General features: G+C 61.6%; 15 protein-coding genes and 1 riboswitch. Of the genes, 11 read left to right on the top strand and 4 right to left on the bottom strand.

Going from position 1 to position 15,666, the window contains the following annotated elements:
* Window positions 1–15: 15 nt before the first annotated feature.
* The gene (thiT, locus tag HMPREF1249_RS04705) at window positions 16–537 is read right to left on the bottom strand and encodes an energy-coupled thiamine transporter ThiT (RefSeq protein ID WP_021775902.1); all 522 of its coding nucleotides are present in this window, start codon (window positions 535–537) and stop codon (window positions 16–18) included.
* Window positions 538–615: 78 nt separating this feature from the next.
* Window positions 616–724: riboswitch (TPP riboswitch) on the bottom strand.
* Window positions 725–889: 165 nt separating this feature from the next.
* Between thiT and HMPREF1249_RS04710 the strand changes: the two genes are divergently transcribed.
* From HMPREF1249_RS04710 to HMPREF1249_RS04755, 10 genes are all read left to right on the top strand, one after another.
* Complete coding sequence (locus HMPREF1249_RS04710) at window positions 890–1,906, top strand: hypothetical protein (protein WP_021775919.1); 1,017 nt, start codon at window positions 890–892, stop codon at window positions 1,904–1,906.
* A gap of 82 nt (window positions 1,907–1,988) precedes the next feature.
* A complete protein-coding gene (locus HMPREF1249_RS04715) occupies window positions 1,989–2,429 on the top strand; it encodes an RrF2 family transcriptional regulator (RefSeq protein ID WP_021775873.1) in 441 nt (146 codons plus the stop codon).
* A 193-nt stretch (window positions 2,430–2,622) separates the two neighbouring features.
* Window positions 2,623–2,958, top strand: a complete 336-nt coding sequence (locus tag HMPREF1249_RS04720) for an HU family DNA-binding protein (RefSeq protein WP_008522649.1) — start codon at window positions 2,623–2,625, stop codon at window positions 2,956–2,958.
* An 81-nt stretch (window positions 2,959–3,039) separates the two neighbouring features.
* Window positions 3,040–5,061: an acetate--CoA ligase family protein gene (locus HMPREF1249_RS04725; protein WP_231286721.1), complete on the top strand. Its 2,022-nt coding sequence runs from the start codon at window positions 3,040–3,042 to the stop codon at window positions 5,059–5,061.
* A complete protein-coding gene (gene plsY, locus HMPREF1249_RS04730; protein WP_021775912.1) occupies window positions 5,058–5,666 on the top strand; it encodes a glycerol-3-phosphate 1-O-acyltransferase PlsY in 609 nt (202 codons plus the stop codon). The genes HMPREF1249_RS04725 and plsY overlap by 4 nt, the downstream gene beginning before the upstream one ends.
* A 37-nt stretch (window positions 5,667–5,703) precedes the next feature.
* Entirely contained in the window at window positions 5,704–6,228 is a 525-nt protein-coding gene (locus HMPREF1249_RS04735) for a CtsR family transcriptional regulator (RefSeq protein WP_008520488.1), read from the top strand.
* 21 nt (window positions 6,229–6,249) lie between these two features.
* Window positions 6,250–8,727: an ATP-dependent Clp protease ATP-binding subunit gene (locus HMPREF1249_RS04740; RefSeq protein WP_255348310.1), complete on the top strand. Its 2,478-nt coding sequence runs from the start codon at window positions 6,250–6,252 to the stop codon at window positions 8,725–8,727.
* 194 nt (window positions 8,728–8,921) lie between these two features.
* Window positions 8,922–9,152: a hypothetical protein gene (locus HMPREF1249_RS04745; RefSeq protein WP_008522655.1), complete on the top strand. Its 231-nt coding sequence runs from the start codon at window positions 8,922–8,924 to the stop codon at window positions 9,150–9,152.
* A 93-nt stretch (window positions 9,153–9,245) separates the two neighbouring features.
* A complete protein-coding gene (locus HMPREF1249_RS04750; protein WP_008522657.1) occupies window positions 9,246–11,351 on the top strand; it encodes a heavy metal translocating P-type ATPase in 2,106 nt (701 codons plus the stop codon).
* A gap of 4 nt (window positions 11,352–11,355) precedes the next feature.
* Window positions 11,356–11,673 (top strand): hypothetical protein, encoded by a 318-nt coding sequence (locus HMPREF1249_RS04755; RefSeq protein ID WP_008520498.1) that lies wholly within the window; start codon window positions 11,356–11,358, stop codon window positions 11,671–11,673.
* A 57-nt stretch (window positions 11,674–11,730) separates the two neighbouring features.
* Here the strand turns inward: HMPREF1249_RS04755 and HMPREF1249_RS04760 are convergent, their stop codons facing one another.
* The gene (locus HMPREF1249_RS04760) at window positions 11,731–12,732 is read right to left on the bottom strand and encodes a hypothetical protein (protein ID WP_008520499.1); all 1,002 of its coding nucleotides are present in this window, start codon (window positions 12,730–12,732) and stop codon (window positions 11,731–11,733) included.
* Between the two features lie 191 nt (window positions 12,733–12,923).
* Here HMPREF1249_RS04760 and HMPREF1249_RS04765 point away from each other — a divergent pair, with 191 nt between their 5' ends.
* Window positions 12,924–13,451: a flavin reductase family protein gene (locus tag HMPREF1249_RS04765; RefSeq protein ID WP_008522659.1), complete on the top strand. Its 528-nt coding sequence runs from the start codon at window positions 12,924–12,926 to the stop codon at window positions 13,449–13,451.
* Between the two features lie 87 nt (window positions 13,452–13,538).
* On the opposite strand, the gene HMPREF1249_RS04770 is transcribed toward HMPREF1249_RS04765, so the two are convergent.
* Complete coding sequence (locus HMPREF1249_RS04770; protein WP_021775898.1) at window positions 13,539–14,360, bottom strand: serine hydrolase; 822 nt, start codon at window positions 14,358–14,360, stop codon at window positions 13,539–13,541.
* 10 nt (window positions 14,361–14,370) lie between these two features.
* On the bottom strand, window positions 14,371–15,666 hold the full coding sequence (locus tag HMPREF1249_RS04775; RefSeq protein ID WP_021775899.1) for a GntT/GntP/DsdX family permease: 1,296 nt from the start codon (window positions 15,664–15,666) through the stop codon (window positions 14,371–14,373).

Genomic DNA, 15,666 nt, shown 5'->3' on the forward strand with positions numbered 1-15,666 from the left:
GCTTACTTTGTAGGATCAGAAGCGTTTGAGTCTGGGCAGAAGAATGGCAGTGATGACTATGCCGATGATCGCGTTCGGAACCATATACGTGGCGTTGTAGATCAGCGAGTAGACCCACGGATTCTGTCCGGCCGGCGCGTATTGGCCGAAGAACACCGCGCCGCTGATGACGCTGCAGAGCAGCCGTCCGGCACTGCCCAGAACGACGCCGGCAGCTCCAGCCGGTCCAACGTCTTTCAGAAGCCCGGCCAGCCCGAGGGCGCCGTAGGCGATCGGGTAATCGAGAGCGGCCTGTACCGGCGTGAGGACGTAGCCACCAAGAAGGAGCCGGAGCAGTCCGGCGACCAGCCCGGTGCCGATGCCGTACTTGGCGCCGTGGCGCAGGGCGAAGATGAGCAGAGGCACGTCGCCAAGGGTAATCGAGCCTCCCTGCGGCATCTTCCAGATCTTCCACTCCGACAGAAGGACCGTCAGCGCGACGACCAGCGCCCCTTCGACCAACACGCGGGTCTTTCCCATTGAGCGATTCTGTTCCATTAAAAAAGCCCTCCCTGTTTCGCTCTGACTTGAGCGAGATGACCGGGCGGGCGCGGGCGGTGCGTATGACCGACGACGAGTCGTCGGGAGGCCCTTCCCTGCGCCGGCATGATCCGGATCAGGTTCCGGGGTCGAGCTCTTCCGAGCTCCTCTCAGCCGGCGGCTGCCGACTCCCCCAGTTCCACGGATCTTTTGTACCCCTAAGTAGGGAACTTGTCAATGCCACAGTTCTGCAAGACCAGTTATAATATCTCTGCATTCTGCTCTGGTCGGAATTCTTGCAAATGCCGCACTGACGGCTGCAGAGCGGATGAAGATGGGACGAGAAATGACCTGCGGGAGGTGAGACGGGATGAAACGATTGCCGTTCGCCGCTGCAATCCTGTGCGTTCTGCTGTGCTTCGTCAACGTCCGGACGCTGCGCGCCGACCCGCTCGAAGAAGCTGTAGAGTCGTATCGAAACAACTCGGGGCTGCTGTGCGACCGACAGGCTGGAGAGATGTTTACGAGGACGCTCGCGCTGGACATGATCTATCAGGCCCAGTGCGGCCGCCGGGAGGCCTACGAGAAGCTTGAAAAGTTTTTGCTGGGAGCCTTTCGGTCCCCGCTTGGGCTGGTCTATCACAGTCTGGATAAGGCCTTCCAGCCCATGGGCCAGGAAAGCTGGCTGGCCGACAATATGACGGCCTGCCGGGCCTTAGCCGAAGGCTACGGCCGGTGGGGCGGCCAGGAGCGAAAAGCGGCTGAGCTGTCGATTGGGCGTTCCGTGCTCAAGTACCTGAGGCACCGGGGAAAGTTTGCCCAGTCGGTGTCGTGGCGCGACCCAATATGGGGCGTTCACCTGATCGACCGGGGCGCGGAGGCGCCGCTGTTCCTGCTGGACGTGGCGGTGATGGATCGGCTGTCCCGGTGGGACGAGGCGTGGAAACAGCAGGCCCAGAAATCGCTGGGCGAGCTTGCGGCCGGCTGTGTCGTCCCGTGGCAGGACGAAAAAACCCCACAGAACGGCAGGGAATACCTGCTCCCGTTGGTCTACCTGACGGAGATGGGGTTCCTTCCCCTTCGGGGACTGGAAGAATTTCGGCTTCGGCTGAGGGAGTGGCCGTATGCCCTCGTCGAAGGGGCAGAACCGTCGGTCGGGATCGGGGCGCTGTGTGCGGTGCTGTACTGTATGGCCGGTAGCGAACAGCAGGCCGGCGCGTTGCTCGACGCGATGACGAGACGTTTCTCGTCCGGCCGGGTCACCTCGGGGCTTCTGGCCGGAGCAGGGCAGAAGCCGTCGCTGGACGACAACCTGCTGTTTTTGATCGCCCGGGCACAGGTGCAGACAAGGAGCCGCCGAGGGGGAAACGCCGCGTCGGGCCAGTGATACAGAAAAATTTTGGGGCAAATGCCGGAGAGCCAGTGCAGCGCTTTTCGGCAGATGATGAAGAGAACTGGGGGCATAGAAAATGAAAGTATCGACACGCGCACACTACGGCCTGCGGGCTATGGTGACGATTACGCAGATGGAAAAGAGCGGGATCGTTCCTGTCTCCGTGATGGATATCGCTCAGCGGGAGGAGCTGTCGGACACGTACCTTGAACAGCTTGTGTCCAAGCTTCGCCGGGCCGGGCTGCTTCGCAGCTATCGGGGGGCCAACGGAGGGTACGAGCTGGCGAAAGATCCGTCGGAGATCACCATACTGGAAATAGTCCAAGCGTCGGGGGAAAAACTGGAGTTCCCGGAGTGCGCGTTCAACGAGAAGGGGTGCGAACTGGCGAGACAGAGAGGAAGCGTCTGCCCGTCAGCGTTTTTCTGGCGAAAGCTCAGCTCGGCCGTCTTGGAGCTGTCCCGGAGCATGACGCTGGAAGACCTGCTTTCCCAGTCGTCAAAAAGTCTCATGCTGTGACGGGACGGGTGTTTTCAGCGGTTTTGGGAAGGAAAAAACTGTCTCTTTAAGCTGTTTTCAGGCGGGTCATTCATATTTGATTCACAAAAGCTGATGAATAAAGGGCTGAGGGGTATTGAACTTCCGAAAACCTGTGATATACTCAGCCCATGCAGTACCGCGTATAAAGAAACTCATTTGGGAGGTGTCAGGTGTGACGAAAACAGAACTGGTTGAGTTTGTCAGGGAGAACGCACAGCTGAAGAGGAGCGACGCCGTCGCAGCAGTGAACGCAGTCGTCGCAGGGATCTCCGGTGCGCTGAGTCAGGGCAGCAAGGTCCAGTTGGTCGGCTTCGGCACCTTCGAGGTTCGCCAGCGCAGCGCCCGTACTGGCCGTAACCCGCAGGATCCGACAAAGACCGTTCATATCCCGGCGAAGAAGGTTCCCGTATTCAAGGCCGGCAAGCTTCTTCGCAGCGCTGTCGACACGAAGCCGAGCGCGAAGAGCAGCGCAAAGAGCAAGAGCGGCGCAAAGGGCGGCAAGAAGTAGCCTTTTGAGAAGTTCGCGGCCTCGCCAATGTGCGAGGCCGCGTTTTTTGTCGGTGTCAGCCGAGAGATGGTGGGTGAGAAGATGAAGCAGGTGCTGCTGGTTACCGGTGATCAGCCGACCCAGGAAGACGTCCGTCCGTTGGAGTCAATTCATCGAATAGGCTTAGCGTCTTTGACAGTAGCGTCCCAGTCCGAAGTGCTCGCCGCCGGCGAGGCGTTCGGCGGCCGGGACGTCGTGCTGCTCGCGCCGAGCTGCGACCGGCCCGAGCTTCTCGACTGGTGCGAGCGTTGGAAGCCCCAGCGCCTTGTCGTTGGTTCAGACGGCGACTTTGGCGCTTCCAGTGGCCAGCTCGCCCGAATCCGCCGGGGCGGGACGTTTGTCCTCGGCCCCGGATCCCGCGGCGTCCTCGATCCTCTTCAGGATCTTTTCGTCAGCTGGACGCCGGCCGTCCAGCCGTCAGCGGCTCTGGACGGCAACGTGGCTCTGATCGGGCAGGGCGGCGCGGTCGTCTTCTCGCTTTTCGACATGGCCCTTGAGGCGGGCGTTAAGTTCCGTCAGGTCGTCTCCTTAGGAGTGTGTCAGGACGACGGCGCCCTGCTCGAGTGTTTGGACCAGTGCGCTGAAGACGGGCAGACCCGGTTGGTGGTCCTCTGCGCCGAGTCGTTTGTGCAGGGCCGCCGGGTCATGGAACGGGCTGCCCGGCTGGTTCGCCAGGGCGTTCCGGTCGTCCTGCTGCGGTGCGGTGTCTTCCCAGGCATCGATCGAAGGGCCCGCCTTCGCCACCCAGACGGAAACTGGGCCGACGACGCAACTTGGCGGGCTGTCGCGGAACGCTACGGCGTTACGCTCCTGTCGGACGTGGGAGAGCTGTTGGCGTTTGCCAAGCTCTACGGGTGTTCTCGGCCGGCGCAGGGGCTCTCAATAGCCGGGCTGGCCTCGTCTGTGGGGCTGGCGCTGCTTTTGCGCGACAGCTGTTTCCGCGCCGGCGTCGCGCTGCCGGCTTTTTCTCCCGAACTCACGGAAAAATTGGAGAAAGTCCTGCCGCCGAGGGCGAAGGCGGTCAACCCGATCAGCGGCACCGAGTCGCTTGTTCAGTCAGACGGGGTTCTGTCTGAGGCTTTGCGGCGCATTCATTCCGGCGGGCGTTGCCTGCCGTTCGTCGTCCTCGGAGCTCTTGGCGGCGACGAAGTGGCCCGGGTGGTCTCCGAATTGGCCGAAGCCGGGCGAGACATCGCCAGCCCGATCGTCCTGTGCTGTCTCGGAGACTGGCGTCGCTTTGCCGGCTATGGGGACCTGTTGGCCCGATCCGGCGTCGTGGTGTACCGGGACCCGGCCGAAGCGGCTCGGGCGATCGCGCTGGCAGAAAAAATCTCCGCATCGTCCGTTCGCGCCCTGCCGTCCCAGCCGGTCCCTCCTGCGCCCAAACTGCCGGAGCTGCCGGAACGGCCTGACGAGGCGCAGGTCATGGACCTGATGAAATCTTATCAGCTGAGCTTGGTTCCCTCCCGGTTCTGCTCTTCGTTGGCAGAGGTCATGAGTGCGGCTGACGAGCTGGGGTTCCCGCTGGTCCTCAAGGCCGTCTCGCCGTCGCTGCTGAACAAGCAGCAGGCGCGCGGCGTCGCTCTGAACCTTCGCACGCCGGAAGAACTGCGCAACGCCTACGGCCGGGTGCTCGAACGGGTGAGCCGAGGCCATCCGGAGGCGAAACTTCGCGGCGTGCTCGTCCAGACCATGGTGACCGACGGGCTGGAGTGTATGATCGGCCTGAAGAGGGACCCGCTTTTTGGCCCGGTGGTCGCCGTCGCGCTCGGCGGGGCCTACTATGCGATGACGCGGGACATCGCCCTGCGCCCGGCGCCTGTGACGTTTGAAGAGGCTCAGGAAATGATCAGCTCTCTGAAAGGCGCTTCGCTCATTACCGGATCGTGGAGCGGCGTCCCGCTGGCCAGCGACGAGCTGGCCAGGACAATCGCCCAGATGTCCGTCATGGGGGACTGCGAGCCGGATCTGGAACTTCTTGATATCAATCCTATTTTCGTCCGACCAAACGCCGCCGAGATTGCCGACGCGTTTATCCGGCGGACGGAAAGGAGCCGACAGTGAATTTTTCCCTCTCGTTTTTATGGCTGGCCTTGGCGTACCTGATCGGTTCGATTCCGACCGGATACTTGTCGGTCCGTTTAGTCCGCGGCATTGACATTCGGACCTTTGGAAGCGGCAACACCGGCGGCACAAACGTCGGCCGGCTGATGGGCCGGAAGTGGGGCGTGGGAGTCATCGTCTTCGACATGCTCAAGGGTGCCCTCGTCATCGGGCTGTTCCGCCTTGCCGGACTTCCCAATTGGCTGGTCATGTGCGGCGCCTTGGCCGCCGTTTTAGGGCACAATTACCCGATATGGCTGAGGTTTCGGGGCGGCAAGGGCGTGGCTACGACCTTTGGAACGCTCTTTTTCTGCGCCCTACCGTGGTCGGCCGCGGCGATCGCTCTGGCCGGCGTCGTGTGGGGCCTTTGTCTCTACCTGTGGCGGATGGTCTCGCTGGCCTCTCTTATCGCCCTGACTGCCGCGCCGGTCCTGCTGGCCCTGGCTAAAGTTCCCGCTGAGAGCGTTTGGCTCGGCGTCTGCCTGGCTCTGTTGGCATTTTGGCGCCACAGGTCGAACGTCGGGCGGATTATGCGCGGAACGGAGAACAGGATTGGTCAAAAATAACGATTGATATTCACTGACCATAAGGTACTATAAGCTCATGAATGACCGAGAGGTTGGTGATGACATGTCGATGAGCCTGACCGAAGTGATTGAGCAGTACATTCAAAGCCTGTTCGCCGACTCGGAAAGGGAGCAGGACCAGGATCGGGTGTCGCTGCGCCGCAAGGACGTGGCCGAACGGTTCGGCTGCGTGCCAAGCCAGATAAACTACGTGATTCGAAGCCGTTTCACCCCGGAAAGGGGCTTCCTCGTCGAAAGCCAGCGGGGCGGAAACGGGTACATCCGTATTCTCAAGATCAGCTACGAGCAGCCCGAAGAAAAACAGCGGTACGTGGAAGATATCGTTGGCGACAGCCTGACCGAGCAGGACGCGAAGCGCCTTCTGACCCTTTTTCAGCAACGTGGGCTGATCACGCCTAGGGAACGCCTTATCGTGGAGATATCCCTTCGCCACCTGTCCGATCTGGCAGACGGCGCGTTTGATATTTCCCCGTTCCGGCGCGACGCGATGAGGGCCGAGCTGGCCAAGCGGGTGTTCCGCGGCCTGATTTACGCTTCTTGATGGGAGGTGAGTCGTTTTATGATGTGGCAGTTCTTCAGCGATTCCTGTAAGCGTGCTCTGCAAATAGCTCACCGGGAAGCGCTGAAAATGCGTAGCAAAGAAATTGGCACGGCTCACCTGCTTCTGGGAATTGCCGCCGAGGGGACGTCCAGCGCGGCAGGTCTGCTCGAGGCAAACGGCGTGACGGCGGAGGGCCTTCGACGGACGCTGAAGATCGACGAGACGATCCCTGAGCCGGACGAGCAGACCGATCTGCCGTTCAGCGACGGAGCCCGAGGGTGTCTCGACGCGGCGTTGAACAGCGCCCGGTCTCTGGACGCCGAGCTGGTAGACCCGTCGTGCCTGTTGGCGGCCGTGCTGAAAGTCAATGACAACGGCGCGTGCCGTTTGCTGGCCACGCTGGGAGTTTCCCCAGAAACATTGAGGGAGCGAGCAGCGGAGCTTCTCGCGTCCTCTAAGCGGGAGGAAAGCCCCGTTCACAGCCCGAAGGCCGGAAACGGCGAGGGGGATGAAGCGGAGCTCGCGATCATAGGTCAGTTTTGCGTCGATCTCACGGCGCGGGCTGCTGCCGGCGAGCTGGATCCGATCGTTGGGCGCCAGAAAGAGACCCGTCGGCTCATGCAGGTGCTCTGCCGCCGGACGAAGAACAACCCGGTGCTGGTAGGCGATCCCGGAGTCGGGAAGACCGCCGTCGTGGAAGGGCTGGCCCAGCTGATTCAGTCCGAAATGGTGCCGGACCCGCTGAAGGGAAAGAAAATCCTTCAGCTAAACGTGGGCAGCCTCGTGGCCGGCGCAAAATACAGGGGAGACTTTGAGGAGCGTTTCCAAAAGCTCATCGCTCAGGCCTCCAAGTCCAAGGACATCCTGTTTATCGACGAGATACACACCCTGATCGGGACCGGCAACGCCGAAGGCTCCCTTGACGCCGCCAACATGCTCAAACCCAGCTTGGCTCGGGGCGAGCTGCGGATCATCGGCGCGACAACGGCGGCCGAATACCGGCGCTATATCGAACGCGACGGGGCGCTGGAACGGCGGTTTCAGCCGATCGACATCGCCGAGCCTGACTTTGACTCGGCCGTGGCCATCGTGTCCGGCCTGCTTCCCCGATATGAGGAACACCACGGCGTGGTTTACGCGCCGGAAGCCGCCGAGACAGCGGTTCGGCTTTCGTCTCGCTTTTTGACGGACCGGCGGCTCCCCGACAAGGCCATTGACCTGATTGACGAGGCTGGCGCGAAAGCTCAACTTGATCGGTCCGACTGGCCCCCAGAGCTGAAAGAGGTTAAGACTCGGCTCGGCCAACTGAGGCGCGACAAAGAAGCGGCTATTCTGGCCGCTGATTTTGAGCTAGCCGGACGGTTCCGCAGCGACGAGGCCGAGACGGCCCAGCAGCTGGAAGAAAACCTTTCGGTTTGGCGCCGAGGCCGGCGTATGAGCGGCAGCAGGGTCGGGCCGGACGACTTGGCTCAGGTTCTGTCGTCGTGGTGCGGCGTGCCGGTCGGCCAGATGTCCCAGTCGGAGGCGGAACGGCTTCTGACGTTAGAGAGTCGGGTTGAAAAGCACCTGATCGGCCAGAGCGAGGCGGTTTCATGCGTCTGCCGGGCCCTGCGCCGCAACCGAAGCGGCCTGCAGGACGAAAAGCGTCCGATTGGAAGTTTCTTGTTCTTGGGACCCAGCGGCGTCGGCAAAACCGAACTGGCGCGGGTTGTGGCCAGAGAGCTGTACGGCAGCGACAAGGCGCTGATCGCCTTGGATATGAGCGAATTTCACGACCGCTACACGGTTTCAAGGCTCATCGGAACCGGGCCGGGGTACGTGGGCTACGAGGATCGGGGGCAGCTGACCGAGGCGGTCAGACGTCACCCCTATTCGGTCGTCCTGTTGGACGAAATAGAGAAGGCGGACCCACAGGTGAACCGGATCCTGCTCCAGATCATGGAGGACGGACGGCTGACTGACGGCCACGGCGACACGGTCGACTTCCGCAACGCGCTGATCATCATGACCAGCAACCTCGGGTCCCGGGAGGCGGCCAAGAGCCCCTTCGGGTTCAGCGACGCGGGACGGAGCGACCAGGCCGCGCGGGGCGTCATGTCCGACGAGCTGAAACGGTTCTTCCCGCCCGAACTGCTCGGGCGAATGGACGATGTGGTGTACTTCCGGCAGCTGAACGCAGAGGACCTGTCGAAGATTTTTGACCTGCTTTTAGCGCCGGCCGTTCAGCGGCTCAAGCGGCGAGGAATTGACTTTTCCGTTTCGCCTCAGCTGAAGCTCGCGATTCTCGACGAGGCGGCGCGTCAAGGTGCAGGCGCCCGGCCGCTCAGGCGGCTGGTTGAAAAGAGAGTTTCCGACCCGACGGCCGAATGGCTGATTGCCAACCCGGGAGCGTCCGGGGAACTGGTCTGCTCGCTTGAAGACGGGGAGACGGCCGTCCGCTGCCAAGAGGGCCCGGCGGTCTTAGCGGCGCTTTCTTCCTTGGAAACGCAGGGACATTAGTTTCTTTAGTTTTTTGCGGCAGGTTCCTCAAAGAGGAGCCTGCCTTTTTTTCGCGCCCTCTTGGTCCTCCGTTATTAAAGAGTTAGTCTCTCAATTAAGTAATAAGAACCTTTCTGATCTATTGAGCTCCAATATAATAAATAAAAATATTTGATGTTTCGGAAGGAACACCAAAAGGAAGGGGGGAATTTCAGGTGACTACACGGATGGGGAACTTCATGTGGTTCTGCTTTGGCGTTGCGGCTGGCGTCGGCGCGTGCGTGCTGGTAAAGAACGGCACGGCCAAGAAAGCGGCTCTTGCGGTCTACGGCAAGGGAATTGAGCTGAAAGACCGGGTTGCCAGCGTCATTGAGCGGGGCAAGGAAGCGGCTGAGGACTTCGTTGCCGAGGCTAAGGCCCAGGCCCAGAGCGAAGAAGCTGAATAACGGATTGTGACAGCACAAGGCCTGAGGACGGCGAAACGTCGTTCAAGGGCCTGTTTTCGTGAAACAGATAGAGAACGAAAGCGAGACATATCTATGGATTATCGTATCGAACACGAGTTGCCCTGCCGCATTCGCCTGCGCTTTGCGCCTCAAGACCTTCGGGGCAGCCGCGGGCCGGTGCTTGCCGCGGTGCTGGAGACGCAGGACGGCGTCAAAAGAGCCGCCGCGTCGAGCAGAACCGGCAGTCTGCTGATCTTTCACGACGGCAGCCACCGCGACAGCATCCTGAAAGCCGTCAGCCTGATCGAGCGTTCGGAGCTGGACGAAATGGACATACAGGTTGAACCTGTCGAGCCGCCGCTCAAAGTTCAGGTTGCCAAGCTGCTGAGCGCCGCCATGACCCGCCGAATGCTGCCCATGCCGATACGGATCGTCGTCACCACTGCGTTTGCCTGCGCGTATTTTTTTCGAGGCATCAGAGAACTTCTGCACCTTCGTCTGGGTGTTGAGACGCTCGACGCCGCGGCGCTTGGCGTTTCGCTTGCCCGGCAGGACTACAACACCGCGTCGACGGTGATGACCCTTTTAGCTCTGGGAAACCTGATTGAGGACTGGACTAAGAAGCGGTCCCAAGCCAGCTTGGCAGAAAGCTTGGCCGTTCGGCTCAACTCCGTATGGGTCCAAAACGACGACGGCTCTCAGCGCGAGATTTCCATGTCCGAACTCGCGGTCGGCGACCGCGTTATCGTGCGTGCCGGCGGCTTAATCCCTGCCGATGGGGTGGTGACGGCGGGAGAAGCGCTGGTGAATCAGGCGTCCATGACCGGCGAGTCCATGGCTGTGCACCGCTGGCCCGGAACGTCCGTGTACGCCGGGACGGCGCTAGAAGCCGGGGAGCTGACGGTCCAGGTTCGGGCCCTTGCCGACGAGAGCCGGCTCAGCCAAATTGCCAAGCTCATCGAGGAATCGGAAGAGCTCAAGGCATCGGTTCAGTGCCGGGCGGAGCGGATGGCCGACGGCCTCGTCCCGTGGAGCTTTGGCTTGGCCGGCATGATGTACGCCCTGACCGGCAACGCCACGAGGGCGTCCGCCGCGCTGATGGTCGATTACTCGTGTGCCATTAAGCTGGCAACGCCGCTTTCTATTCTCTCGGCTATGCGCGAGGGCGTGAGACGCGGCGTCATCATCAAGGGCGGCAAGTTCCTTGAAGCGCTCAGCGAAGCCGATACGGTAGTCTTTGACAAGACGGGCACCTTGACGGTCTCCCAGCCTCGGGTCATCGAGGTCGTCCCGTTCGAGGGCTGGCAGCGCAGCGAGATTCTTCGGCTGTCCGCCTGCCTTGAAGAGCACTTCCCCCACTCGGTAGCGACCGCAGTGGTCCGTCAGGCCGAGCTGGAAGGGCTGACGCACCGGGAAGAACACGCCAAGGTGGAGTACGTGGTCGCTCACGGCGTCGTGAGCCGGTACTTGGACAAACGGGTGATTATCGGGAGCCGTCACTTCGTGGCGGAGGACGAGGGCGTCGTCTTCGACGAAGAGCAGAAAAAGGTCATCGAAGAAAAAGAACAGCTCGGCTCGCTGCTGTACTTGGCCTTTGACAGCCGGCTGATCGGCCTTCTGGTCATCGACGACCCGCTTCGCGAAGAGGCGGCGGACGTCGTGGCCCAGCTGCGGAGCTTAGGCATTCGGCACGTGGTCATGCTGACCGGGGATCACCCCAAGACCGCCGCTCGGGTGGCTAAGCAGCTCGGGCTGGACGACTACAGGGCCGAAATGCTTCCGGACGAGAAAACCCGCTTCGTTCAGTCCCTGCGAAAACAGGGGCGAAAAGTCATCATGGTGGGCGACGGTATTAACGACGCGCCGTCCTTGGCGGCGGCCAACGTGGGCGTGTCGCTTCGCGGCGCCGCCGACGTGGCCCAGCAGGTCGCTGATGTGGTCCTTGCCGGAGACCTCTCGTCTTTGCCAGACGCCAGGCGCCTCAGCGAGCTCGTCATGCGGCGTATCGAGCGCAGCTACCTGACCATCGTCGGGCTGAACACGACGTTCTTGCTTTTGGGGCTTTTGGGCATTATCACGCCGGCCGTGGGCGCGCTGCTGCACAACTCGGTGACCATCGGCACCAGCATGACCAGCGTCAGGCCTCTGCTTGACAAACTGCCTGCGAGCCTGCAGGCGGTTTCGGAAGAGAGCGAGTGATACCATGTCCGTCATCGCCAGTTTCATTCCCGGCCGGCTCCGGCTTCGCTCGTCTCTGATCTCTTCCGCGGGGACTCGGGACGTCATCATCCGAGCTCTCCTGTCCCTGCCGTTCGTCACCAGCCTGACGCCCACGCCGTCGACCGGCAGCCTGCTGATCCTCTATCGGGCGGCGGCTCTCCCTCTGTCGAGGCTTCTGGAAGTTCGCCCTCTGTTGGAAGAGCTTCAGACCCTCGAAGGCCAGCCGGCCGGTCCTGAACGCCTGGAAGCCGTCAAGGTTCTTTGCGGCCAGATCGTTCGCGAGCTCGGCTCGGACGCCTGACGAATAAAAAGCAGCGCCTCATCCCAGATTTGCTGGGGCGGGGCGCTTTTTTGACGGCTACATCTTGCAGCAGCTCAAGGTCGGCGTTCGGCTGATCGGGTGGACGACGAACGGGAGAACCTCCCAGATCACTTCGTGGTCCGGCTTGGCTGCCCAGAGGGCCTGCAGGGAGACCGTCCATATTTCCATCGGCTTGGCCGGCTCGGCCAAGTCTCCCAAAGCCCGAAGCCGATCGGCGTTCAGCGCGGCGGTTGTCTCGTCAGCGGTCACGAAGAGCAGCCAGTTCACGCTGTCCTGCTCTTGGGTGTCAAAGTCCAGATACCCCGGCAGGTCAGCCAGTCGAAGCTGGAGCAGCCAGGATTGATAGAGCCCTAAAAGGTCGAGCTGTTCTTCCAGAGTTTGCGCGAAGGAGAAGAAGAACCGGTCGGCGTTGGCCAGCCGAAGGCCGTCGCCCGGATAGCCGGGGAAGTCCTCGTAGTACTGGTAATCGTATCGGCACAGGTACAGCAGATCGGCGTTCAGCTCTTCGGAAGACGGAAACGTTTCTCGCCACGAAAAGCGGCGAAGCGATTGACTTCCCCGCGGGGCCCGCTCGCGGAGCGGCACCGGAGGGAACAGGGACAGCGCCTTCTTCGCGCCGGCGCTCTGCGGCCAGAGCCATGAGAAAACGCCGTCCTCAAGGCGCCACGCCCGGCCGGTTGAACAGGGGTGGACGGGAATTTGAAGAGCAAACCGATAATCTTTGATCCCCCAGCGCTGGCGGTGGGCCCGTTGAAGAGCCAGCCACAGCTCGGTCGTCTCGGCCCGCCGCGTCGGATTCCCCGGTACTAGGCCCACTTGCTCGTTTAAGAAGCACTCCCGCGCCGCCTCGTCAAACGCCGTTCGTCCCTCCTCCGTGAGCCAGAAAAGGCCGTCTTCCCCGTTCAAAAGCCCAGCGCCGACAAGTTTTTCGAGCGGCGCAGGATCGACGCCGGCCAGTTCAAGCAGTCGGGGAGACCAAACGGGATGATCTTGGGAAAACTGCAGAAGAAGCGCCGTATCGTTCTCTTGAAGCGTCATGTCCTCTGACCTCCTTAAGGCCGCTGGGACGGGCCGTGTTTTCTATTTTACAGGCCAGCGGCGCAGAAAGAACCGGCGTTTTCTCCGTCGTGATGTTATGCTTAATATGCTCGGGCGGAAACGAGACGGGCAGTCCCGACGGGCGGCTGGCCGCAGGACGGGCGGAGATGCCTTTGAAGGGGAGGACCGACATGAGAGAGATTCCGGTAGAAACGTTGCAAATGAACCCGATGTCGCTGATCAGCGAGGAATGGATGCTCATCACGGCTGGCGACGAGAAGCGCGGCTACAACACGATGACCGCCGCGTGGGGCCATTTGGGAGCCATCTGGGGCCACGGCAAGGGGCTCCCCACCGCGGTGGTGTACATTCGCCCTCAGAGGTACACGAGGGAGTTCGTCGACCGGGAACCGCTGTTTTCGCTCTCGTTTTTCCCAAGGTCGTACAGAAAACAGCTTCAATATTTGGGCTCCCACTCTGGCCGCGACGAGGACAAAGTCGCCAAAGCAGGGCTGACGCCGGCCTTCGGCGACGGGTTCACCTACTTTGCCGAGTCGTCGCTGGTCATGGTCTGTCGAAAGCTGTATCGAGGCGAGATAACCGCCGATGGGTTCGTCGACGCTCAAATCATAGAGGACAACTACCCGCTTCGGGACTTTCACGTCATGTACATCGGCGAGATCGTCAAAGTGCTGGAAGCGGAGAGCGGCCAGAAATAAGTTTAAGCGTTTGGAATAGCCGAAACTTGATGGGATAACGAATGAGCCGGGGCGGATAACCGCCCCGGCTCATTTTATCTTAACTAGTCAACTGGGTTGAAGGGCTTTCCACTCGTCATAAACGAGCCGCCCCAAGGCGCTGCAGAACCGTACCCCGTCCAGCCGGTCGGTCAGGCCGGTCGTGAGGACGACTAGCACGGCGGGCCGAGGGCCGAAGGGGAAGAAAATTCCCGCGTCGTGCTCGTGGCCGGGAAGTTCGCCGGTCTTGTGGGCGAGGACTTTTTCCAAGTCGTCCACGTCGTCGCAGGGAATCGCTCCGGCCAGCTTCGATTGGAGCTTCTGGGCGGACAGAATGTCGATGATTCGCCTCTTGCCGGCTTCGGAGAGGCCGGCCGTTTTGCCCGGCGACGTCAGGGCGCTCAAAAAGAGCGCCACGTCGCAGGTCGTCGTCCAGTTGTCTTTTCCTGCTTTGGCAGCTCCGGAGTCCAGCATGCGGCGCTCCAGCGAGGTGGACTTCATGCCGAGCGAACGAATGCGGTCGTTGATCCCGTCGAGTCCCAGCCGGTCCATCAGCAGGTTGGCGGCGGTGTTGTCGCTTACCGTGCCGGCCAGAACGGCCAAGTCCTCGAGCCGCAAGGTCGGGCTGGCGGAGAACTTGTGGAGCAGGCCGCCGTCAACCCGTTTTTCGCTTGGGACGACGATCGTCTCGCTTAGGTTGAGCGAGCCTTCCTCGGCCCGGGCGAACAGGTCCCAGAGGATCGGCAGCTTGATCAGGCTGGCCGACTTGAGGCGCTGAAGCCCCCGCAGGTCGAACTGCTCGCCCGTCGCAGGATCGGCGAGGACGACCGACGCTTGAACGCCCGACTCGTAAACTCTGTTGGCAATTTGAGATGCGACGCGGGAGAACATGACGTCACACTCAGATGAAGAAAGCCCGAACGACGACGTAAAGGGTCGTGAAGAGGCAGATCAGCCAGCCGTTGCAGAGAACCGACTTCAAGTCATCCGACCGGGCCAGCCCCATTTGTCCCTGCATGTCCCCTTCGGGCATAGCGAACGATGTCATCTGAGAGCCGACCAACAGAACTGCGGCCCACAGGACCATCGGAATCCCCTGAGCCTGAGCCAGTTCGAGGAACATCTTATTGAGCACTTCCGCCTGAGCGACGGCCGCGCCGGGCACGCCGAAGATACCGACCAGGGTAGTGAAGGCGACGAACGCCACATGCCCGCTCTTCTCAACGTAAGGCGCCAGAACGCCGGCCAGAGCCTGAAACGCGCCGGCATCGGAGATGAAATTGATGAACGGATCGAGCAGGACGAAGAAGAAGAAAAGCCAAACGAGCGGCCGGGCGCCGTCGCATACCGCGTCGATGATCTCCTTGACCTTGAGCCGTCCGGCGAGGCCGGTCAAGGCGGCCGTGACGAGCATCAGGCCGAGGACGAACGTCGAGCCGCCGCCGATGGAAATGCCCCAGACGACCAGCCCGATCAGCACGACGAAGAACGTCGCCGTGGCCAGTTTGGTTCGGCCGTCCGGGCGATAGTTGGCCAAGTCCAAAGCGGCCTCTTCGGCCTGTTCAGCGTAGCAGGTGACGCCGGCATATTTCTTCTGCACTCTGCCGGCCCAGAAGAACGTGACGATCCACATGATGAGGGAAATCGGAATGCCTGCGTTGAGCAGGTACTGGGGATAGCTGACGCCGGTGAACTCCATCAGCGCGACGACCGGTGGGGTGAAGGGGCCGAGGAACAGCCCTGTGGCGCCGGCGCCGTGGAGCAGAACCGCCATGGCGTTGGGAACGACGCCCGCCGACGCGGCGATAGGAATCAGCACCGGGGCCAGAATGGCGTTGCCGCCGGCCATGGTGCCCAGAACGCTGACGATGAGCACAGAGCAGATCATGACGAGCAGGAAGGCCTTCCTCTGGGAGTCGACTTTCATTTTCCCGGTGATCCACGCGACGAGGCAGTTCACCACGCCAGTGCGCTTGAGGACCATGCCGAGCCCGCCGCCGAGCAAAATGATCAGGCCGATGTAGCCCAGAAACGAGCCCATGCCGGCCCGAATGCCGGCGGCCACGTCCATCAGGCCGTGTCCGCCCATAACCGCCGCGACGATAATTCCGGCGATGACGGCGAAGATCTGCCCGAACGGACAGAAGCACAGGACGATGTACAGGACCAGCGGAACGAGCGCCCACAGGCCGTTCAT

The organism is Jonquetella sp. BV3C21 (assembly GCF_000468895.1).
In the GTDB taxonomy this organism is placed as follows: Bacteria; Synergistota; Synergistia; order Synergistales; family Dethiosulfovibrionaceae; genus Jonquetella; species Jonquetella anthropi.